The following is a 23,078-nucleotide window of genomic DNA, read 5'->3' on the forward strand; positions in this document are numbered from 1 at the left end:
GAACCCTCCTCTCAAGCTTGGGAAGCTCGCATTCTACCGATGAACTACGCCCGCACGATGTACATATTGTATCATATTTATATCTATATGAATAGATACAAGATATATTTGGCTAGTTTAATTTAATATGAGCTATATCTATGTATACATGGTAACTGTATTGATTATTTTCGAAGTGATGTGTTATCATTAATCTATAGAAATTATACGTGCTTTTCGTATATTAAATAATAGAATAGAGGGGTGCTTAATGAATTTTATAAAAGCATTTTTCCAGTCAGAGTCTGCTGGTGGGATATCTTTGCTGTCCGCCGCTATTTTAGGCGTTCTTGTTGCGAACTCACCGATTGCAGCCCAGTATTTTGCGGTTATGCAAATACATCTTGGTCCAATGACTATACTGGAATGGGTTAATGATGCTTTAATGGCTCTTTTTTTCCTATATGTTGGTATAGAGATCAAAAAGGAAATGATTTCTGGTGAACTCGATACTAAGGCAAAACGTGTGCTTCCCGTTTTAGCCGCATTTGCAGGTGTTATTACGCCAGCAATTGTATATTATTTTGCGGCTGGATATATGCCAGAATATAGACATGGTTGGGGGATTCCAACCGCTACAGATATTGCATTTGCCATAGGTGTTATTACGATGCTCGGTAATAAGGTATCTACAGCGATGAAAGCTTTTTTAGCAGCATTGGCGATTATTGATGATTTGATTGCTATCGTTGTTATTGCTCTCTTTTATGGGGCAGGCGTCAACTTTATGGATTTAATAGCTGCTGCTGCTGTAACTGGTTTACTGATTTATACTAATAAGCAAGGCTATTTAAGACCACTCCCGTATTGTGTTCTAGGATTAGTTCTTTGGTATTTAGTTTTAAAATCTGGTGTTCATGCTACCATTGCCGGTGTTGTACTGGCTATGACAATTCCTTTTAAGGGTAAAGTTATAGATAAGGTAGTGTATCCCATGGAAGAATGGGCGCATGCTTTACGCAATTGGGTAAACTTCCTAATTATACCATTATTTAGTTTTTTAAATGCTGGTGTATCTTTTGCTGATTTTTCCATAGACAATTTATTCCATCCTGTAATCATAGGTGTTTCATTCGGTTTGATTTTAGGAAAACAATTAGGTATATTCTCTGCCGTCTACATTTTAGTTCAATCTAAAGCAATTAAGATGCCTACAAAAACGACGTGGCCTGAAATTTATGGCACAGCTATTTTGTGTGGGATTGGCTTTACTATGAGTCTTTTTGTTGCTACACTGGCTTTTCCGCCAGGTATAACACAAGAAATGGCTAAGGTAGGTATCTTTATAGGATCAATCACGGCAGGCTTGCTAGGTGCGATTGTCCTAATTTTAGCTTATCAAATACGCAAGATGCGTGGTAAAATTTAATAAAATAATCTTTTGTAAGTATAGAAAGGATTCAAATGGAACGCATTTTTGTTTTCTTACGTTCTCCAGGTGCAGCTACATCTGTACTCCTAGGAGCAACAGTACTCGCTTTAATTTTAGCGAACTCTCCATCATCTGAACAATACTTTCAAATCGTTAATCACCATATAGGTAATCTAACAATTTTAGAATGGGTTAATGATGCATTGATGGCAATCTTCTTCCTTTTTGTAGGTCTCGAAGTTAAGCGTGAATTAGTATCAGGTGAGCTTAATACTAATGCTAAGCGTGTAATGCCTGGTATTGCTGCATTGTTTGGTGTTTTAACACCTGCTTTTATATACTATTTAATTGCAGGTTTTCATCCTGAATATATTCATGGTTGGGCGATACCGACTGCTACTGATATTGCATTTTCTATCGGCATTATATCTGCATTAGGATCTAGAGTGCCGAATTCAATGAAAGTATTCTTAACAGCCCTTGCCGTTATAGATGATTTAATGGCTATCATCGTAATTGCCATTTTCTATGCGTCAAGTATCCAAATCATGTATTTAGGTGCGGCTGCCGTAGTTGTAGGCGCATTAATCTACTGTAATAAGCAAGGTTATGTACGACCTCTACCATATATCATCCTTGGTTTTATTCTTTGGTATTGTGTATTAAAATCTGGTTTACATGCAACTATGGCTGGTGTAATCTTAGCTATGACAATTCCTTCAAAAGGCAAACGAGGCCGTAAGTATGTTCGCCCAATGCAACATTGGGAACATTTATTGTCCAATTGGGTTAGTTTTTTAATTGTACCAATATTTGCATTCTTTAATGCTGGTGTAGATTTACGTAATGTATCTGTTAATGACTTAACGCATCCTGTAGTGCTTGGTGTTGCATTAGGTCTTATTATAGGGAAACAATTAGGTATTTTTGGTGCAGTATTTGCGATGGTGAAATGTGGCCTTGTACCAATGCCTACAGAAGCTAATTGGAAGCATGTATATGGTACTGCGATTGTATGTGGTATAGGCTTTACAATGAGTATCTTCGTATCTATCTTGGCATTTGAACCAGGTCACGCTCAAGAAATGGCAAAAGGTGGCGTTATACTTGGCTCATTAATCTCTGCATTATTTGGTTACATCTTCTTAAGACTTGTTGGTGCAAAACGAAAAGAGTGTCATATTGGTGTATACCATAACTGCTAAAATTAAATAAAACTATTAAATCTCCATTATAGACTGAAGAGTATTTCCGACTTTAGAAGTAATCTAAGCGAATATTCTTGCAGGATATAATGGAGATTTTCATTGGTATCTTATAATTTTATGATATATATGTAGTACACCTTTAAAACTATTACTATAACTATAATTTAATATATATGAATTATTGATATTAATAGAGCTTCTATGGTTTATAGATTATTTAAAACTGTATAGTATACTACTTAATGTAAGGTGAGGTGTATATGATAAAAAAAATAATTATTGCATGTACGCTTGTTTGTATGATTGTAATGGTATCCTCTGTATCATTAGCAAAAACTATTGATCGAGGACAACGAGGGCATCACGTTAGTAAGGTGCAAACCATGTTAAAGCATCAAGGTTTTTTACATGATTCTATAGATGGCATTTACGGTCATAATACAGAACAAGCTGTTCGAAAATTTCAAAAATCTAAAGGGATTACTGTAGATGGTCGTGTTGGTCCTGCTACGATGAATGCTTTAGAAAAGATGGAGACTCGTTATGGTGGTCATGGCACAGAACGAAATCATAATGGAGTGCCTAATAAATACTCTAAAGTTTTAACGATGGAGGCTAGTGGCTATTCATCTCAAGATCCTGGCAACGGAAAATATACAGCTACAGGTAGTCGTCTACGGAAGGGACTTGTATCTGTAGACCCAAAATTAATTCCTTTGGGAACGCGATTATATATTGAAGGCTATGGCTATGCTGTAGCTGACGATGTAGGTGGTGCTATTAAAGGGCATCGCATTGATTTAGCTTTTGATTCTCGAGCAGAAGCATTGCAGTTTGGACGTCAATCTGTAAAGGTTTATATTTTATAATAATAACTCTCTAGCTTTATATAACTGTATGATAGGTTTATAGACTAAAATCATATTCTTGTATAAAATGCTAGAGAGTTTTTCTTTTACCGAATTATAATGTATTCAGAACCTCGAATATTCGGAAATTATGGTATAATAAATATTAGATATATGTGATGACTCATGATATTAAATTGATGAGTGTACTCAATAGTTATATGATAAATGGTAAAGGATAATCCTATGGATAAAGTACGGCGCGTAGAACGAATGGTGGCAATGACAAAACTGTTAGTTGATTCACCGCAAAAATTGATTCCATTAAATTACTTTTGTGACTTTTTTGGCATGGCTAAATCAACGGTTAGTGAAGATTTAACATGTGTAAGGCAGTCTATGGAACACTTTCAACTGGGGACCTTAGAAACGGTGGCCGGTGTAGCTGGTGGGGTACGATTTATTCCGCATCGCAAGGGCACACAAGCGAACGATATTCTACGCGATGTGCAAGCTCGTTTAATGGAGCCAGATCGCATCATTCCAGGTGGTTTTATTTATATGTCTGATATCTTATATGATTGGCACGTAATGACACGTCTGGGTGAGATTATTATGACTCGTTTCGTGGATCGTGAACCGGACTATATTTTGACTGTTGAAACAAAGGGGATTCCTTTGGCTGTAATGGTAGCGAGAGCTTTTAATAAACCACTTGTTATTGCTCGACGTGATAGTAAGGTAACAGAAGGTTCTGCTATTAGCATTAATTATGTAACAGGATCCTCTGGGCGCATTCAGACTATGACGCTAACTAAACGGGCAATTCCTCCCAATGCGAAGGTGTTAATTATCGATGACTTTATGAAAGCTGGCGGTACTGCTAAGGGACTTAAGGAATTAGTACTTGAAATGAGCGGTGTCGTTGTTGGCACAGGTGTTCTTGTAGCTACAGCTGAACCAAGTCCGAAGTTGATTGATGATTATGAATCACTATTTACTTTTTATGGCATCGATGAAAATACGAAGGAAATTAGTATAGAGCCTGTGTTAGATGAAGAGTAGATCATTAATATTTAGAATATTGTAGGCTGATACAATATAGTTTATATTGAGTATTGGTCTATGGGCTAAATAATGACGTAAACAATATTTAAAATGGGTTAGAGATATAAGAGATAACAGATAGGAGATTACTATGAATATTGCAAGCCTTATTTTAGCTGCTGGTAAGGGCACGCGTATGAAGTCTAAATTGCCAAAAGTATTACACAAGGTTGGCGGTAAGGCGATGGTAGAGCGCGTTCTTGAAACAGTTCAATCCATTGGTACCAATCGCGATGTTGTTATCGTTGGTTTTGGCGGCGATGCAGTACAAAATTACTTGGGGGAGCGCGCTGAATTTGTTCGTCAAGAAGAACAAAATGGTACAGGCCATGCAGTTAAAATGGCTCAACCTGTACTTGGTGATTATGATGGTACAATCTTATTGTTATGCGGTGATACTCCTCTAGTTACAAAAGAAAGCTTAGAAGCACTTTTAGAAGAACATAAAAATTCTGGTGCAGCAGCTACAATTTTAACTGCTCATATGCCCGATCCAACTGGTTATGGACGTATCATTCGCAATGAAGCTGGTTCCGTAGTTCGCATCGTAGAGCAGAAAGATGGCAAGCCAGAAGAATTAGCGGTTCAAGAAGTAAATACAGGTATGTACGCTTTTGATAGTAAAAAATTATGGCCTTGCTTAGATCAGCTATCTGATGATAATGCCCAAGGTGAATTGTATATTACGGATGTTGTAGGCATTCTCGTAAATGGTGGCGATACAGTAAGCGCCTATATGACGAAAGATTTTGAAGAGTCTCTAGGTGTAAACTCACGTTTGCAATTAGCAGAGGCTGAAGCTATATTAAAACATCGTAAAAATATTGAGTTAATGACTGCAGGGGTAACAATTATTGACCCAGATAACACTTATGTAGCTCCAGAGGTAACCGTAGGAGCGGATACCATTTTACATCCTGGTACAATCCTTGAAGGTGACACCGTGATTGGTGAACGTTGTGAAATTGGACCACATACTCGTTTGACGAATGTAAAAGTTGGTAATGATACGATTATTCACTTCACATATGGTCATGACTGTGAAGTAAAAGACGGTGTAGATGTAGGCCCATATGTTCATTTGCGTCCAAATACAGTTCTAGGCAACAAGGTTCATGTAGGTAACTTTGTAGAAGTTAAAAACTCTAATGTTGGGGAGGGGACTAAGTTTCCACATCTCTCCTATATCGGCGACAGTGATGTAGGGGCTGGTGTTAATATTGGCTGTGGCACTATTACCGTAAATTATGATGGGAAAGTTAAGCATCGTACGACTATTGGTGATGGCGCATTTGTTGGTTGTAATAGTAACTTAGTTGCTCCTGTAACAATAGGTAATTATAGCTATGTAGGTGCGGGCTCTACTATTACTAAAAACGTACCAGATAAGGCCTTGGCTGTAGGTCGCAGTAAGCAAATTGTGAAAGAAAATTGGGTAACAGAGGATACTTTCAAAAAGAAATAAAAAAAATCTCATATTTTTTAACACAATTAGGTCAAAATAGTATACAATAAAAAGGCAATAGTGTGTATCTGTAATGTATGGATTATGGATAAGTAACCAGTATAGGAGCAAATGAAAGGGTAACAAAATGGCATTTGAAGACGGCAAAAAACTCAAGATTTTCACAGGTAATGCAAATCCTGCATTGGCAAAGGAAATTTGTGATTATTTAGGGTTGCCTTTAGGTGAAGCATTTGTAGGTCGCTTTAATAATGGCGAAGTACAAATTATGATTGATGAAAGCGTACGTGGCAAAGATGTATTTATCATTCAACCAACTAGCTATCCTGTAAATGATAATTTAATGGAACTCATGGTTATGGCTGACGCGCTAAAACGTGCTTCTGCACGTCATATTACTGCGGTAGTTCCTTACTATGGCTATGCTCGCCAAGACCGTAAGACTCGCGGTCGTGAGCCGATTACAGCTAAGTTAGTAGCTAATTTGATGCAAACGGCAGGTATTACACGTCTTGTAACAGTTGATTTGCATGCAGGCCAAATTCAAGGTTTCTTTGATGTGCCTGTAGACCACTTGTTTGGTGCATCTATTTTGGCTAAATATATTAATGAAAAAAACATGGAAGATGTTATCGTTGTATCTCCTGACCTTGGCGGTGTTACAAGAGCTCGTGATTTGGCTGACCGCATCGGTGCACCGATTGCAATCATTGAGAAAAAACGCCCTGAACCAGGTGTGGCTAAAGTTATGAATCTCATCGGTGATGTGGCAGGTAAAAACTGTATTATTATCGATGACATCGTAGATACAGCGGGCTCCTTGGTTGAAGGTGCTAAAGCATTGGAAGAATTTGGTGCTAAATCCGTTACTGCCGCTGTTACGCATGCAGTGTTGACAGATCCGGCAAGTGAACGAATTGCAAATTCCAACATTAAGGAACTTATCGTTACTAATACTATTCCATTGCCGGAAAATTGCAACTTACCAAATATTACGCAATTATCCGTAGCTCCATTGTTGGGTGAAGCAATTATGCGTATCTTCCATGAAGTGTCTGTAAGTAATTTATTTGATAAATAATAGGTGATTTTTGAAATTAGTAGTAGGCCTTGGTAATCCAGGCAAGCAATATGAAGCGACAAAACATAATATTGGATTTATGGTTATTGATGCCATTGCCAATAGCGTACCCCATACGCCTTGGAAAGAGGAGCAACGTGCAGAGGTGTGCAGTATTACTGTAGATGGTGAAAAAGTATTGCTTGTAAAGCCGCAAACATTTATGAATGTAAGTGGTGAGGCTGTAGGACCGTTGATGCGGTACTACAAAATAGATCCATCTGATGTGTATTGCATCTATGATGATATGGATTTACCCGTAGGCAAGTTGCGTATTCGACCAAATGGTAGCTCTGGTGGTCATAATGGGATTAAATCCTTAATTTCTCATATAGGAACAGAAAATTTTCCTCGCTTCCGAGTAGGAATTGGACGTCCGTTACCACAATGGACTGTCATTGATCATGTTTTAGCACCATTTAGTGAAGAGTCGCAAGAGAAAGTACAAAAAGGTATCAAGGATACGGTGAAAGCTGTACTAGGAACCTTAGAGATGGGCATTGATAAAGGGATGAATCAATTCAATCCTAAACGTCGTCCACATCGATAAATACATGCATAAGGGCATGAGTCTCATAGAGATTCATGCCTTTTTTACGAGGTACGTATGAGTAATCAAGATAAAATGCCTTTTGTAGAGGCCTTAGAATTATATAAAGATCAACATTTTGTGCCCTTTCATACGCCAGGACATAAGATAGGTGGTGAAGCACCTATCTTATTAAAGGACTGGATGGGGCCAGCGTTACCCTATGATTTAGGCGTTATGTATGCCTTAGATGATTTACATGAGCCCGAACGAGAGTTAAAAGAAGCGCAAGATTTAACGGCTGAACTATATGGTGCTGAGTACTGTTGGTTTTCAATTAATGGCACTACAGCTTTGATTGAAGCCATGATCATGGGCACTGTAGGCCCTGATGAAACCATTATCATTCCTCGTGAGGCACATCGATCTGTCATTAGTGGTCTTGTCTTATCTGGGGCCAAACCAGTATATATGGACTGTAATTTTGATGAACGCTGGGGTATTCCCCTAGGTGTATCCCTAGTAAATGCAATCAAAACAATGGAGGCACATCCTGAGGCAAAGGCAATTCTTTTGGTATATCCAAACTATTATGGCATAGGGGTAGATATTGTTAATATTGTAAAAGAAGCTCATAAGCGGGGCCTTATTGTTCTGGTTGATGAAGCTCATGGTCCTCATTTGCCGTTCTCTGAAAGCTTGCCTATAGAGGCTATAGAGGCTGGAGCAGATTTAGTGGCACAAAGTACACATAAATCTGTTGGCTCTTTGACACAAACATCTTGGCTATTAGGGCAAGGTAAAAAAATTGATAAGCGGCGTATTACGCAAATGCATCAAATGCTACAAAGTACGAGCCCAAACTATATTTTTCTGGCTTCCTTAGATATGGCGCGACATCAATTAGCCACAGAAGGTAAAGATTTAGTAAGGCGAGCAGTAGAGTTGAGCGCATATTTACGCGAGAAACTCAATACAATTTTTGGTATTGCTACTATGGAATATACAGATATTCAAGAGACCATAATAAACTATGATTCTACTAAGGTGCTAATCGATGCAAAAGGCTTAGGTTTAACAGGTGTAGAATTTGAACATTTATTGCGTAATCATCGTATCGAAGTGGAGTTAGTACAAGCAAATCATGTGTTAGTACTTATTACAATTGGTGACACTAAAGAATCTGTAGATATCCTTATTAAGGCTGTTCGAGCTGTGAGTGATGATGTACTAAGAGATTCTTCAAGAATTAGAAGCATAGATGTAGCGGGCTTATATGAACCTAGCAGCGAGTCTGCTTTGCTACCAGAACCTCAAGTTTGTGTTACCCCTCGTAATGCTATGTATGCAAATCGTGAGCAAGTACCATTAAAAGAAGCACTTCATCGCATTGCAGGGGAGACCATTGCTTATTATCCACCAGGTATTCCATGTGTAGCAGTAGGTGAAGAGATTAGTGACTCTGTGTTACAATATATAGAGAATCGCAAGGCTCTAGGTTATGTACCGAATGGGGCTGATGATATGACATTGGAAACAATTTGGGTGTTACAGGAGTAATTATGGGGACTTTGATTATATTAGAAGGCGGAGACGGCAGCGGCAAGGCTACACAAACTAAACTCTTAGTAGAGCGCTTGATCAAAGAAGGGCATGCCGTTAAGTCTGTGAGTTTTCCAAACTATGATAGCGGCGCCGCTATGCCTATCAAAATGTATTTAGCCGGTGAATTTGGCAAAGATGTACATGATGTAAATCCTTATGTGGCAAGTTCCATGTACGCCATCGATCGATTTGCTTCCTTTAGAACTGATTGGGAACAGTTTTACAAAAATGGTGGCATCATCATTGCAGATCGTTACACCACATCAAACATGGTACACCAAATGGTAAAATATGATAATCCGAAGGAACGGACTGCATTTTTAGATTGGCTTGAAGATTTTGAGTTCCAAAAATTTGGCTTGCCTAAACCTGATGCGGTATGCCTTTTAGATATGCCTCTTGAAGTGAGCGAAGCCCTTATGGCGGAGCGTACTGGTAAAACTGGGGGCCATACTGGTGATATTCACGAAGGAAATCATGCATATTTAGTAGCCGTTCACGATGCGTATGAAGAATTAGTAGAGCGTTATCAATGGCACCGTATACCTTGTGCTGATAAAGCTGAGTCTAGTCAGTATACGTTGCGTACTATTGAAGAAATTCATAATGATGTATATAAAGCAGTAGTAAATCTACTACCTTAAAAAAGGCGACTCTTTTAAAAGTCGCCTTTTTCCTATATAATATTAATATTGGGCATGTATTGATAGGAGGCGCTATGACATATTTTGATTCTATAATTGGTCAAGATTCGATTAAGGCACACCTATCTGAACTTGTAAGTCGTAATGCATTACCGCATAGTCTCTTGTTTTATGGTGAATCTGGACTTGGCAAATTAGATATGGCCATAGGCCTAGCATCTTTATTACTAGGGCGTCAAGTGTTCTCTCAACCCAAGGGGGAAGCTTATTTAGCAGCGGTTAAGGAAGCCCGTTTGGCAAATGGGGATACGGAAAAACGTATCGAAACCGAAGGATTACCAATCTATATGGATAAGGGTGATGCCTTTTGGATTCGCCCTATGAAAACAACCTTAAAGGTAGAGCAGTGGTATTCCTTATTACAAGATCATCTGTCTGTGGCGGGCAATGGAAACCGCGTTGTTATTGTGGAGGACTTTCACACAGCTAATGCAGTCATGGCAAATGCCATGTTAAAAACCATTGAAGAACCACCTGAACAGGTGTACTTCATCATTATTACGAACAAGATTAACACCGTATTGCCTACCATCATTTCTAGATGTATGGGCGTTGGTTTTAATAGTGTTGATGTAGATACGATTCGCACCGCTCTTGTAGCTCGTGGAGTCATCGGTGATTTAGAGCAGGCTTTGTTAGCTGGTCATGGTAATCCACAATTAGTGGAGAAACTGGCGACACAAGGTCGCATCGAAATGCTGGAGTTAGCCGTTAAGGTGATGGATATGTTGGCCTTTGAAACACGATGGTTTTCTATGATTTCCTTAGCTTGTGAAAGCTTATCTCGTGAAAATCTAACGGAATTGATGCACTGGCTACGCCTTGTAAGTAGAGATATGATGGCTCTTAAAATGGGGGCTCAAGACACGCAATTACAAGTACCTATATACAAGACTCAATTATTACGATTATTACCGCGCTGGTCCATGCAAGCATTGTCAGAGGTTATTACCGAAACATTGCAAGCAGAGCGGGCTTTGCGCTTACATATAAAAACCGCTCTCGTGGTGGACGGTCTTAGTATCGCCCTTCATGATGCTCGGGAGGAGGATTAAATGCTAACCATAGTTGGCGTACGCTTTAAAAAGGCGGGAAAGATTTATTATTTTCAGCCTGAACAATTAGAACTATCTGTTGGGGATGGAGTTATTGTTGAAACAGCTCGTGGTGTAGAATACGGCACGGTTGTGATTGGACCTAAAGAGGTCTTTGAAGACTCTGTTGTTGCCCCTGTTAAGCCTGTTATCAGACAGGCAACCTCTAAAGATTTGAAACAAATCGAGAAGAATAAAGAGCGCGAAGAAAAAGCCTTTGAGATTTGTCTCGAAAAAATTGAAAAACGTAAATTACCAATGAAACTCATCAATGTGGAATACACATTTGATATGAATAAAATTATATTCTTTTTTACTGCGGATGGTCGTATCGACTTCCGTGAGCTCGTTAAGGATTTGGCAACTGTATTTAGAACGCGTATCGAGTTGCGCCAAGTGGGCGTTCGTGATGAAGCCAAAGTACTTAATGGTATCGGTGCTTGTGGACGATCTTTGTGTTGCTCTAATTTTTTAGGAGACTTTACACCTGTATCGATTCGTATGGCAAAGGATCAAAACTTGAGTCTTAATCCTACAAAAATTTCTGGCGTATGCGGTCGATTAATGTGTTGCCTTAACTACGAAGATGATTTATATAAAAAAGGTGGCGACCTATATGTGAAAAAGGAACGCCCTCAAGCTCCTCAAGAGGTAGCACCTCCTGGCATTGGTAAAGAGGTTGTTACCGACGAAGGTATTGGTAAAGTTTTAAAGGTAAATCATCATAAGCATACTGTAAAGGTACAGCTCGAAGCGGGTCGTACTATCGATTTGAAATGGTCCGAGGTGGCATTGCCTGATGAATGATCAAGAACGACTTGATGATTTAATTATAGATGGCTTACAGCTTTACCAGCGTTCTGATATGTTTCGCTTTTCCTTTGATGCTATAGCGCTTATACATTTTTGCCGATTTAATGGTCGTCATAGCTATGTTGATCTTGGAACGGGGACAGGGGTTATGCCGCTTATAGGCACGTCATTAGGGGCGGGGCATATAACGGGTATCGATATTAACGAAACTATCATCGATTTGGCTCAGCGTAGTGTTGAGCATAATAATAAACAAGATGTGGTAACGATGTTATGTGGCGATTATCGGCATATGTCATACCGTGACGTACAAGACAAGCCTTTTGATGGTGTTATTGTTAATCCGCCCTTTTATGATTGTGAAAGTGGAGCAAAGCCTACATCTGAAGAAAGAGCATTAGCCCTTCATGATGGTCATACATCTCTAAAAGAGGTTATAAAAGCCGTACAGGCCTTTATTAAGTGTAAAGGTCGTTTGTGGATGGTCTATAGTGCTAGCCGGCTACAATATGTGCTACATGAACTGGAAGCGTTACACTTTCAAGTAAAGCGAATTCGGTTTGTTCATGGTATGATGGATAAGCCGGCAAAATTAGTTTTGATTGAGGCTATGTACCAAGGTCAGGCTGGTCTTGTACTGGAGCAACCGCTTATCGTTTATGAAAAACCGAATGTGTACACGAAGGAGGTGTCCTCTTGGTATGAACGATAACAAATGGGGCACCTTATTTTTAGTGCCCACACCGATAGGTAATTTAGAAGATATGACGTATCGGGCAGTTCGTATCTTAGGTGAAGTAGATGCTATCGCTGCCGAAGATACGCGACATACGGGTATATTATTAAAATATTTTGACATTAAAAAGCCTTTGATTTCTTATCATGAACATAATAAGGAGAAGGGGACCTATATTATAGAGCTCTTATTAGAAGGACAGTCGGTAGCTTGTGTCAGTGATGCAGGCATGCCTGCCATTTCTGATCCAGGGGCAGATCTTGTAATAAAGGCTATTGAAGAAGGCATAACTGTAGTACCTTTGCCAGGCGCTAATGCAGCGTTAACAGCGCTTATTGCATCAGGTTTAGATACTAAATCCTTTACCTTTGCGGGGTTTTTGCCTAAACGGGGTAAACATCGGGTTGAAGAATTAAAACGACTTTCACAAGTGACGAGCACCTTGCTGTTTTACGAAGCACCACATCGATTGCAAGAGGTGTTAGAAGATATGTATGAAGCCTTTGGCAATCGTTCCATTACGGTGGCAAGGGAATTGACGAAGAAGTTTGAAACCTTTGTACGCACCGATTTGGAAAGCCTTGTAAAGAATTTCGAACAGCTCACCTATAAAGGAGAATTCGTCCTCATTGTAGGCGGTGCTGATACAGTGGAGTCTGAAACTAGTGAAGTGGTGGATAAACCAGTATCTTATGTAGATGCTGTGCAAGCCCTTGTAGATACAGGGGTACCTAAAAAAGAAGCTATTCGCCAGGTGGCAAAGCGTTTTAACGTTTCCCGCCGGGATGTATATAATATTGTAGAACGATAAACCTTCCCATTCGAAGGTTAGAAGGAGGCTCATCATGGGAGACACAAAGAAAACGTATTATATTACGACACCTATTTATTATCCAAGTGCTAAGTTGCACATTGGTCATACGTATTGTACATCTGTAGCCGATACAATCGCACGTTTTAAACGATTAGCAGGATATGATGTACGTTTTTTGACTGGTTCTGATGAACATGGCCAAAAAATCCAACGTGCTGCAGAAGCACAAGGCATTACTCCTCTTGAATATACTACAAATATTGTAAATGGTTTTAAAGCATTGTGGGAAAAAATGCATATTTCCAATGACGATTTTATTCGGACTACCGATGAACGTCATGAAAAGGTTGTTCAAGCGTTATTTACAAAAGCTTATGAGAAGGGCGATATTTACAAAGCCGAATATGAAGGCTGGTATTGTACACCAGACGAAACTTTTTGGACAGAGCAGAAGCTAGGACCTAATCATACTTGTCCGGATTGCGGTCGCCCTGTAGAGCGTGTTAAAGAGGAAAGTTATTTCTTCAAACTCGGTAAATATACGGATCAATGGCTTAAGTTTATTGAAGAGAATCCTGACTTTATTCAGCCTGAATCTCGTCGTAATGAGATGATTCAATTTGTAAAACAAGGTCTAGAAGACTTGGCAGTATCCCGTACATCTTTTGACTGGGGGATAAAGGTTCCTTTCGATCCTAAACATGTAGTCTATGTTTGGTTCGATGCGTTGGTGAACTATATTAGCGCTCTTGCTCCATTTGATGGAGATGGGGAGCTATACAAAAAATATTGGCCAGCAGATCTTCATTTAGTAGGTAAGGAAATTGTTCGTTTCCATACTATTATTTGGCCTATGATGCTCATGAGCCTTGAGTTGCCATTACCAAAAAAGGTATTTGGACACGGCTGGATGATTGTAGATGGCACAAAGATGAGTAAATCCTTGGGGAACGTAATCGATCCAATCCCATTGATTGATACATATGGTGCAGATTCTTTGCGTTATTACTTATTAAGCGAGATTACGTTAGGTAATGACGGCAACTTTACGTTACCTAACTTCGTTACAAAAATTAATGCGGATTTATCTAATGATTTAGGTAACTTATTAAACCGTACTATTGCGATGATTGAAAAATACCATGGTGGTGTGATTACAAAATGCGATGATATGGATGATTTGGATCGTGATGTATCTACATTAGCCGTTCAAACTGCAAAAGATTTTGAAGCGGCGATGGAAAATATGGAGCTTAATAAAGCTATCAAAACTGTATGGTCCTTTATTGGTCGCATGAATAAATACATTGATGAAACAATGCCTTGGGTATTGGCTAAATCTGAAGATGCTCATGATAAAGTGCGCTTGCAATCTGCTATGTATCACTTGGCAGAGGCATTGCGTATCATTGCCATCTTGGTAAGCCCTGTAATTCCTGTAGGAGCTCCAAAAATCTGGGAACAATTAGGGCTTACAGGTTTTGAAGCGGCTACGTTGGAAGATGCTAAAACTTGGGGATTATTGGCAACAGGTACTAAAGTTGTAAAAGGTGAGCCTATCTATCCACGTTTTGAAGTTCCTGAAATGGTAGATGTAGTTATTACAGAAGAAGTTGAAGAAGCTGTAGATACATCTAATATTCCACCTTTAAAAGAAAATATTACCTATGATGACTTTGAGAAACTCGATCTTCGTGTAGCTAAAGTTATAAGCTGTGAAAAAGTGCCTAAGTCCAAGAAATTGTTGAAATTTGTATTGGATATCGGTATTGAAGAACGCACAGTATTAAGTGGTATTTCCCAATATTATGAACCGGAGGCTATGGTTGGTAAAAAGGTAATTTATTTGTCTAACTTGGCTCCTAAAAAGATGATGGGCATCGAGTCTTATGGTATGATTTTGTCCGCCTCTGATTGGGAAGAACATTTAGAGGTAACAAATATCGAATCATTACCGGCAGGAAGTGTGGTTAAATAATGAAACTTTTTGATACACATGCTCATGTGAATGATGAGCGCTTTGATAATGATCGTAATGAGATGTTACAAGCCTGCTTTGATACAGGTGTAGAATATATTATGATTCCTGGTGTCGACAGAGGTACTGTTGAGTCAGGTTTAGCTTTGGCTAAACAATATGATCGATTATATGCTGCTGTAGGGACTCATCCCCATGAATCAAAGGACTTTACAGAAGAAGACTACGCGTTTTATAAGGAAGAAGCTCTTAACAATGATAAGGTACGTGCTATTGGTGAAATTGGATTAGATTATTACTATGATTTTTCTGATCGTGAAACGCAAAAACGCGTATTTATTCGTCAGCTAGAGCTTGCTCGGGAGGTAGATTTGCCCATTATTATCCATGACCGTGATGCACATGGTGATATTATGAATATCTTGCGCAATGAGGGAAAGGATAATTGGGGCATTTTCCATTGCTATTCTGGTAGCTGGGAGATGGCAAAAGAGGCCATTAAAATGGGCTTTTATATTTCCTTTGCAGGGCCTGTAGTATTCCCTAAGTCTACAAATCTCAAGGAAGTGGCAAGACAAGTACCATTAGATCGAATCCTTATTGAAACGGATTCACCGTATTTGACACCACCACCATTTAGAGGCCGTCGTAATGATCCAAGTAAAACTCAGTTTGTGGCAGAAGAAATTGCAAGCCTTAAAGGACTCGATGTAGATGAGTTCTGCGAAATTACGTTCAATAATGGCAAACGAGTATTTGGTATCGAGTAAATGTAGAAACTAGTTCATAAGATTATTAGCGAATAAACTATTTGTTGGACTCTAATCACTAAGATTTTGCGTACAAAGTATTAGAAAACATGATAAAACTAAATTAGAATTATAAATCATAAAACGCGGTTCTCCCTTATCGGTGAGAATCGCGTTTTTCTATGGTATACTAAAGTATATTTAGACTGAACAGAAGTAAAATGAGGATAGCAACATGAAACGTATTGCATTTATAGATTTAGGATCGAACTCAGTTCGTTTTGTCATATATGAAATTTCTAAGACTGGTAGTTATCGACTGATATATCAAGAAAAAGAAAGTGTACGTCTCAGCGAGAATATGTGGGGAACTCACGAATTGACCGAAGAAGCCATGGAACGCTCCTTGCGTGCTCTAAAAGGTTTTGTACACATGGCTGATGCAATGGCGGTAGATACGATTAAAGCTGTTGCTACGGCGGCAGTACGTCTGGCTAAAAATGGGGATGCTTTTATTAAATCCGTAAAAGAACGAACGGGTTTGGATTTAGAATGTATTGCTGGTGAAGAAGAGGCTCGCCTGGGCTTTCTAGGCGTTATCAATACCATTGGACTTAAGGATTTTATTATTTTTGATTTAGGTGGTGCTAGTACAGAGATAACCCTTGTACGAAATCGTCATATTACAAAATCAGTGAGCTTGCCGATAGGGGCCCTTACCTTAACAGGTACTTATCAAAAGGGAGATGAATATACTCCTAAAGAACTTGATAAACTGACGAAAGTTGTGAAGAAAACGATTAAGGAACATACATGGCTTCGTAATGTGAAATTACCACTCCTTGGTATCGGAGGTACTGCTCGTAATATTGCTAAAATGGATCAACGCAAGTTATCTTATCCTATTACAAAGCTACATAATTATGAAATTCCACATCATAGATTCCATGAGATTTTGGAAGAAGTAAAAGGTAAATCTCTAGAGGAACGCAAAAAGATTAGTGGTTTATCATCGGAGCGCGCTGATATCATTATTGCAGGTCTCACTATCGTAGAAGAATTATTTAACTACGTAAATACTAAAACACTCGTTGTTGGTGGTTGTGGTCTGCGTGAAGGCTTATTTTACGACTATTATGGAGAGCACTACTTAGGTGGTAACTCTATTATTGATGATATTTTAGTACATTCTGCAGAGAATGTCTTGTTAGGTATGACTAAACATGAGTTAGTTCATGCTAAATATATTACAGGTTTAGCTATTAAACTGTATGATGTATTAGAGCCACTTCATAGAGCTGATAAAAATACAAGACGTTGTTTGATTGCTGCTAGTTTATTACATGATATTGGTAAACGGATTAACTATTATAGTCATGCCCGCCATGGCTGCTATATGCTTGTCAATAGTAATTTATATGGGCTTTCTCATGTTGAACAAGCTTTTAGCGCGTTCCTTGTTATGAACTCTCATGGTTTGACACCAAAAGAGTATAAAAACTTCTTATACGGTAAATTATTAGATCAAGAGCAGCGTTTGTTGGGACAAAAAATATCTATTATTCTGGCCTTAGCTGAAGCTCTTGATGAAAGTCATGAACAATTTATTCGCCATTTATCCGTGAATCTAAAATATACTAGCGTACAATTAGTAGTAACCTATTTGAACGGTCGCGATATAAGTGTAACAAAAGCGGCTGTAGAGAAATTAGGAAAATCTTTCAAAAAAGAATTTAATAAAACATTAGAAATAGAGTGGAAGGAAGCTCGTAAGGAGGCATAATGGCATTACCAAAAGCGTTACGATATGCAGTGCTACATGTAGGCTCCAGTAGCATGAGTATTACTATTTTAGAATACAAGGGCATCGATGATGTACGCGTTATAGATTATGCAGCTAGGGAGGTAACCTTTGGGGAAGAATTATTCCAAACCTCTCGTTTGAGTTTTGAAACAATTGAGGAAATTTGTCATATCTTAAAGGGATATAAACAATTAATGGCTGATTACGGTGTGAGTCGCTCTAGATTATATGGCACTACTGTAATACGTGAAGCCGCTAATCGTCGTAGTATTCTCGACCAAATTTATATTCAAACAGGTATGCGTGTTGAGGTTATCGACATGCCTAAAGAGGTGTATTACAAATATGCCTTGCTATACTACAAGATGACTAATCAGTACCGCTTGACGGATCCTACGAAGGCAACATTATTTCTTGATATCACTTCTGGTGGTGTAGGTTTAACCGTTTGGCGTGGTGAAAGCTTATTATTCCAGCGCAATATGCATAGCGGATCTTTGCGTGTTATGGAATCTTTTAATCGCAACCAACGTTCCTCTACATCGTTTCCAATGGCTATTACCGAGTATTTAAATCGCATGATAGGCCCATTGCGGGAAGAGCTTAAAACTTTCAATATTAATAGTGTCATTTTATCAGGCGATGAAGCTCAATATATGGCGCGCCTCATGGGAGATGGCAGTAACAAGGATAATATTATTACCATTGAACCAGAACGATTTAAGGGGTTCATCAAATCCTTTGATGGTGTAACGGCCACTAAGTTGATCAATCGATATAGACTACCTGAATATAAGGCCAATATTTTGATGCCTACTATGATTTTATTTAATGAAATTATAACGGCTATAGAGCCTAAATCGTTGATTTTTAGTAGCTTCTCCTTCTCGCAAGGAATAAGCTGGTTTTATGGAGTTGAGGCGGAAAATAATCCTTTTATGTATCAATTGCGTGAGCAAAATGCTCAATTAGCTCGTGCTGTTGCCGCTAGATATCATACTGACAGCATTCATGATGCTGAGGTGGAACGTTTCAGTTCTTTATTCTGTAAAACATTACGCCATAAAGGTTTACCGGAGCGGTGGGGTTATTTATGCCGCATTGCAGCTATATTATGTTCTGTAGGCAAGTTTGTTAATTTACGAAACCATGGAGAGCATGCGTATCATATTGTGATGGGCACAGATATTTTTGGGCTTTCAGAAGAAGAAAAACAAGTGGTAGCAAATGTTGTGTTTTATCATTATAAGGGAACTCCGTCTGATGATGATACATATTTTAATTCCTTGACGGAATTACAAAAGATTCAAGTTACAAAGTTAGTAGCTATCATTCGTGTGGCTTGTGCGCTTGATGCAGGTAGCAATCAAAAAATATCGGATATTACCTTAGAAGAACGGGATAATGTATTGTATGTATTCTGCCGCACTAATGAAGACATTTCTCTAGAATGGTGGACATTTAGTCGCGATTCCGAGTATTTTACAGAAGTATTTGGTATGGAACTCATGCTTGTAAGAGGAGGTGACCGCCATGTTCAGTAATGCTAAATATTATTTTAATCGTGAATTATCTTGGCTAAAATTTAATCAGCGTGTACTATTAGAGTCTATAGATACAAATACTCCGCTGTTGGAGCGATTGCGTTTTATTGCTATTGCTAGTTCTAATTTAGATGAGTTCTTCATGATTCGCGTGGCTGGTTTACGTCATCAAGTTGTGAATGGCATTGTTAAATATGATGCGGCTCATATGGATGCAAAGGCACAATTAAAGGCGATAGATGAATCTGTACAACGCCTTGTTGCTATGCAAAGTATGTATTTAAATAATGTTTTGACTGAACTAGAAAGTTATGGTTTTTTCTTTACACATCCTGATGAGCTAGACGTAAAAACAAAAGCTTGGTTACGCCATTATTTTGAAGAACATATCTACCCCGTAGTAACACCGTTGGCTGTTGATTCGGGGCATCCATTCCCATTTTTAACAAATCATACTATTAATGCAATTGTACGTATCTTTCAAATACAAGATGATGGGACTAAGGATTACAAGATTGCTATCTTGCCAATACCATCTGTATTAGATCGAATCATTGAAGTTCCGAGCCGAGGTAATAAGGAACATCGATTTGTTTATCTAGAAGATGTCATTACTTATTATGCAAATCAATTCTTCCAAGGTTACGGCATTGAAGATTATATGGTTTTCCGTATTACTCGTGATGCAGACCTTGAAATAGATGAGGAAGAAGCAACAGATTTGCTATCTGAAGTAGAGGCATCCTTGCGGCGTCGCCGTCGTGGTGATGCGGTACGTCTTGAGGTTTGTGGAGAGATAAAGGATCACTTATTAGACTTTGTCCTTACAAGTGTAGAATTAGAGCAAAAGGACGTATATCGCATTGATGGACATTTAGATTGCCGTATGTATTTTGATTTCTGTAATTATCCAGGTTATGATAAGCTCCGATATGAACCGTTTGATCCTAAGATTCCTAGTGAATTAGTTGATTATGAAGGTGATAGCTTATTTTCTATTATTGGGAAGCAAGATCTTTTTGTTCATCATCCCTTTGAATCTTTTGCAGTGGTTGAGCAATTTATTGCACAAGCAGCTATAGATCCTGATGTATTGGCTATTAAACAAACATTATATCGCGTTAGTGGGGATTCTCCGATTATTGCGTCCTTAATAAAAGCGGCAGATAATGGGAAACAAGTAACCGTCCTTATGGAGGTTAAGGCGCGGTTTGATGAAGAAAACAATATTCATATGGCTCGTCGACTCGAAAAAGCGGGATGTCATGTTATTTATGGTTTAAAAGGTCTTAAGACACACTCTAAAATTACTATGGTGGTACGCCGGGAAACGGATGGTATTAGGCGGTATGTCCATCTAGCAACGGGAAACTATAATGGTAAAACAGCTCGTATGTATACTGATTGTGGTATATTTACTTGTAATGATGAGTATGGTGATGATGCGTCACGTTTCTTTAACTTGATTTCTGGATATTCTGACCCACCGATTTGGAATAAGTTTATTGTAGCGCCTTTAAATTTACGTGAAAAAATCATGGAACTTATTGACCGTGAAATCGAGTTTGCTAAGAATGGGGAAGAAGCTTATATCATCTGTAAGATGAATTCTCTGCTCGATAAAAAGGTCATTGCCAAGTTGTATGAAGCTTCTTCGGCTGGTGTTCGTATAGATTTAATTGTGCGTGGTATTTGTACGCTTCGTCCTGGCATTGCCGGTGTTAGTGATAATATCACAGTACGCTCTATTGTGGGGCGTTTTCTTGAACATCATCGTTTGTTCTACTTCCGTAATGGAGGGAATGAAAGTCTGTACCTATCTAGTGCGGATTGGATGCCTCGAAATTTGAATGAACGTGTAGAGCTTATGATTCCTATTGAAGATAAACGTCATAAAGAACGGGTAAAAAGTATTTTAGATTTATACTTAGATGATACATTAAAAGCTCATTTCATGAGAGCAGATGGTTCGTATCATAAAATCAATGATCGAGAAAATCCTATTTCTGCTCAAGAGGAGTTAATGAAAGCTGCTATTGAGAATGAACACAAGGAGTCGATGACCGTCATTGAACGGTTACAACCGATGTTAAAAATGAATAAATGATGAAGAATGACTATTGCGTTTGCTAATGAATTTTAATACAATTACATAACACGAAAAAGGCCCATTATATGGGCTTTTTTTCATGTTTATATATTCAAAAATGAGATAAAAATGAAGTTTTTGAAAATATGGAAAAATTTGGTAACAATTGAAAAACACATAAAAATACAAATCAATTAATAAAAAATCCATATATACTATATGTGGTATTGGTATTGTATATATGTACACAATTCGGAATATATTGTATAGTATTTAAAAATATCAATATGTACGTATACAGTGGACTTTCATTAAAAAAAACAAAATACATAGTGTTATAAATTCAGTATTTATAAAGGATTTTGCCTTATTGTTAACTTGTTGCGTTTGACAGGTTGTATCTATCTGTAGTAGAATAATACCATTACAGGAGGGATTACAACATGAGAATTCATAAGACACACAAGCGATATATTTCGTCTGTTGTTGCCGGATTGATTGTAACAGCTGTAACCATGACCGGTTTTTCTTATAATGATAAAACCGTTACCGTTATGGTAGATGGTGCAGCACACACTGTTAGAACGCATTTAAATTCTAACGAAGGCATTGTACGCGATGCTGGGGTTAAGTTAAATCCAAATGATAAAGTTATTTCTAGTTCATCTACAGTTCAAAATGGAACAACCTTAACGGTTGTTCGTGCTATTCCAGTTTATGTAACTGTAAATGGTAAAACAAGAGCTGTATTCACTACAGAAACAACTGCTCAAGGTGTTGCTAATGAGCTTGGTTTCAAAGCACCTAACTATGTAGTAGTGGGCGATGAAAATGGATCTGTTTTAAGTGGTACACGTATAACAATTGCTCAAGTAACAAGCCGCTCTCTATCTACAGTAGATCAAGACGTTGCTGTTGAAGTGGTTCGTCAAAAAGATGATACTATGGCTAAGGGTGAAGAAGAGGTTGTTCAAGTTGGTCAACCTGGCTTAGAACGAGTACAACGTGAAACACTATATAGTAATGGTACAGTTATTAAAACTAATGACGTATCTAAAGTAACACAACGTGCAATGGTACCTACAATTATTAAAGAGGGTACTCGTGAGGTGACTACATCTCGTAATGTGGCGGGTCGTGCGTCTCGCGCTATCGTAATGGAAGCATCTGCTTATCTTGCTGGCGATGGTGATGGTGCTGGTATTACAGCTACGGGTTTACCTGCAGTACGTGGCATTGCTGCAGTTGACCCAGATGTTATTCCATTGGGAACACGTTTATTTATTCCTGGTTACGGTGAAGCTATTGCTGCCGATACAGGTGGTGCTATAGTAGGTAATAAAATCGACCTTGTAATGGACTCTTATGGTGAGGCTATGGACTTTGGTCGTCAAGACGTTACAGTGTACGTTTTGGATTAATATAATAAAAGGGCGCCTTACATATGTATGGCGTCCTTT

19 protein-coding genes are annotated in these 23,078 nt (G+C 38.5%); all 19 read left to right on the plus strand.

What is annotated here, in order from left to right; all coding sequences use genetic code 11:
- The first annotated feature begins 250 nt into the window (after positions 1-250).
- The 19 genes from nhaA (RYO55_RS06580) to RYO55_RS06670 all read left to right on the plus strand — a co-directional run bounded on the left by nhaA (RYO55_RS06580) (position 251) and on the right by RYO55_RS06670 (position 23,039).
- Positions 251-1,408, plus strand: coding sequence for a Na+/H+ antiporter NhaA (gene nhaA / locus RYO55_RS06580; protein ID WP_004693243.1), 1,158 nt, complete (start codon positions 251-253; stop codon positions 1,406-1,408).
- Between the two features lie 35 nt (positions 1,409-1,443).
- Positions 1,444-2,616, plus strand: coding sequence for a Na+/H+ antiporter NhaA (gene nhaA, locus RYO55_RS06585; protein WP_314984733.1), 1,173 nt, complete (start codon positions 1,444-1,446; stop codon positions 2,614-2,616).
- A gap of 263 nt (positions 2,617-2,879) precedes the next feature.
- Positions 2,880-3,488, plus strand: a complete 609-nt coding sequence (locus RYO55_RS06590) for a 3D domain-containing protein (RefSeq protein ID WP_314984734.1) — start codon at positions 2,880-2,882, stop codon at positions 3,486-3,488.
- A 225-nt stretch (positions 3,489-3,713) separates the two neighbouring features.
- On the plus strand, positions 3,714-4,532 hold the full coding sequence (gene purR, locus RYO55_RS06595) for a pur operon repressor (RefSeq protein WP_302498444.1): 819 nt from the start codon (positions 3,714-3,716) through the stop codon (positions 4,530-4,532).
- Positions 4,533-4,665: 133 nt separating this feature from the next.
- Complete coding sequence (gene glmU / locus RYO55_RS06600; RefSeq protein ID WP_314984735.1) at positions 4,666-6,039, plus strand: bifunctional UDP-N-acetylglucosamine diphosphorylase/glucosamine-1-phosphate N-acetyltransferase GlmU; 1,374 nt, start codon at positions 4,666-4,668, stop codon at positions 6,037-6,039.
- A gap of 127 nt (positions 6,040-6,166) precedes the next feature.
- Entirely contained in the window at positions 6,167-7,120 is a 954-nt protein-coding gene (locus RYO55_RS06605) for a ribose-phosphate pyrophosphokinase (RefSeq protein WP_295815634.1), read from the plus strand.
- Between the two features lie 10 nt (positions 7,121-7,130).
- Complete coding sequence (gene pth, locus RYO55_RS06610; RefSeq protein WP_302498442.1) at positions 7,131-7,709, plus strand: aminoacyl-tRNA hydrolase; 579 nt, start codon at positions 7,131-7,133, stop codon at positions 7,707-7,709.
- 57 nt (positions 7,710-7,766) lie between these two features.
- Positions 7,767-9,248: an aminotransferase class I/II-fold pyridoxal phosphate-dependent enzyme gene (locus tag RYO55_RS06615; RefSeq protein WP_314984738.1), complete on the plus strand. Its 1,482-nt coding sequence runs from the start codon at positions 7,767-7,769 to the stop codon at positions 9,246-9,248.
- 2 nt (positions 9,249-9,250) lie between these two features.
- Positions 9,251-9,937, plus strand: coding sequence for a thymidylate kinase (locus RYO55_RS06620; RefSeq protein WP_295815630.1), 687 nt, complete (start codon positions 9,251-9,253; stop codon positions 9,935-9,937).
- A 74-nt stretch (positions 9,938-10,011) separates the two neighbouring features.
- Positions 10,012-11,052, plus strand: a complete 1,041-nt coding sequence (locus RYO55_RS06625; RefSeq protein WP_314984740.1) for a hypothetical protein — start codon at positions 10,012-10,014, stop codon at positions 11,050-11,052.
- Positions 11,053-11,898 carry a stage 0 sporulation family protein gene (locus tag RYO55_RS06630; protein WP_308521676.1) on the plus strand — a complete coding sequence of 282 codons (846 nt, stop codon included), beginning with the start codon at positions 11,053-11,055 and terminating at the stop codon, positions 11,896-11,898.
- A complete protein-coding gene (locus RYO55_RS06635) occupies positions 11,891-12,616 on the plus strand; it encodes a tRNA1(Val) (adenine(37)-N6)-methyltransferase (protein WP_302498436.1) in 726 nt (241 codons plus the stop codon). Before RYO55_RS06630 ends, RYO55_RS06635 begins: the two co-directional genes overlap by 8 nt.
- On the plus strand, positions 12,606-13,451 hold the full coding sequence (gene rsmI / locus RYO55_RS06640; RefSeq protein ID WP_314984742.1) for a 16S rRNA (cytidine(1402)-2'-O)-methyltransferase: 846 nt from the start codon (positions 12,606-12,608) through the stop codon (positions 13,449-13,451). Before RYO55_RS06635 ends, rsmI begins: the two co-directional genes overlap by 11 nt.
- 34 nt (positions 13,452-13,485) lie before the next feature.
- Positions 13,486-15,432, plus strand: a complete 1,947-nt coding sequence (gene metG, locus RYO55_RS06645) for a methionine--tRNA ligase (RefSeq protein WP_314984743.1) — start codon at positions 13,486-13,488, stop codon at positions 15,430-15,432.
- The gene (locus RYO55_RS06650) at positions 15,432-16,202 is read left to right on the plus strand and encodes a TatD family hydrolase (protein ID WP_314984744.1); all 771 of its coding nucleotides are present in this window, start codon (positions 15,432-15,434) and stop codon (positions 16,200-16,202) included. Before metG ends, RYO55_RS06650 begins: the two co-directional genes overlap by 1 nt.
- Positions 16,203-16,416: 214 nt before the next feature.
- Positions 16,417-17,964, plus strand: coding sequence for an exopolyphosphatase (gene ppx / locus RYO55_RS06655; RefSeq protein WP_314984746.1), 1,548 nt, complete (start codon positions 16,417-16,419; stop codon positions 17,962-17,964).
- Positions 17,964-19,529, plus strand: coding sequence for a phosphatase (locus tag RYO55_RS06660; RefSeq protein WP_314984748.1), 1,566 nt, complete (start codon positions 17,964-17,966; stop codon positions 19,527-19,529). The genes ppx and RYO55_RS06660 overlap by 1 nt, the downstream gene beginning before the upstream one ends.
- Positions 19,519-21,636 carry a polyphosphate kinase 1 gene (ppk1, locus tag RYO55_RS06665; RefSeq protein ID WP_287501466.1) on the plus strand — a complete coding sequence of 706 codons (2,118 nt, stop codon included), beginning with the start codon at positions 19,519-19,521 and terminating at the stop codon, positions 21,634-21,636. The genes RYO55_RS06660 and ppk1 overlap by 11 nt, the downstream gene beginning before the upstream one ends.
- A 425-nt stretch (positions 21,637-22,061) precedes the next feature.
- On the plus strand, positions 22,062-23,039 hold the full coding sequence (locus RYO55_RS06670; protein ID WP_295815613.1) for a 3D domain-containing protein: 978 nt from the start codon (positions 22,062-22,064) through the stop codon (positions 23,037-23,039).
- Positions 23,040-23,078 lie beyond the last annotated feature (39 nt).

Source organism: uncultured Veillonella sp. (assembly GCF_963551295.1).
GTDB lineage: Bacteria > Bacillota > Negativicutes > Veillonellales > Veillonellaceae > Veillonella.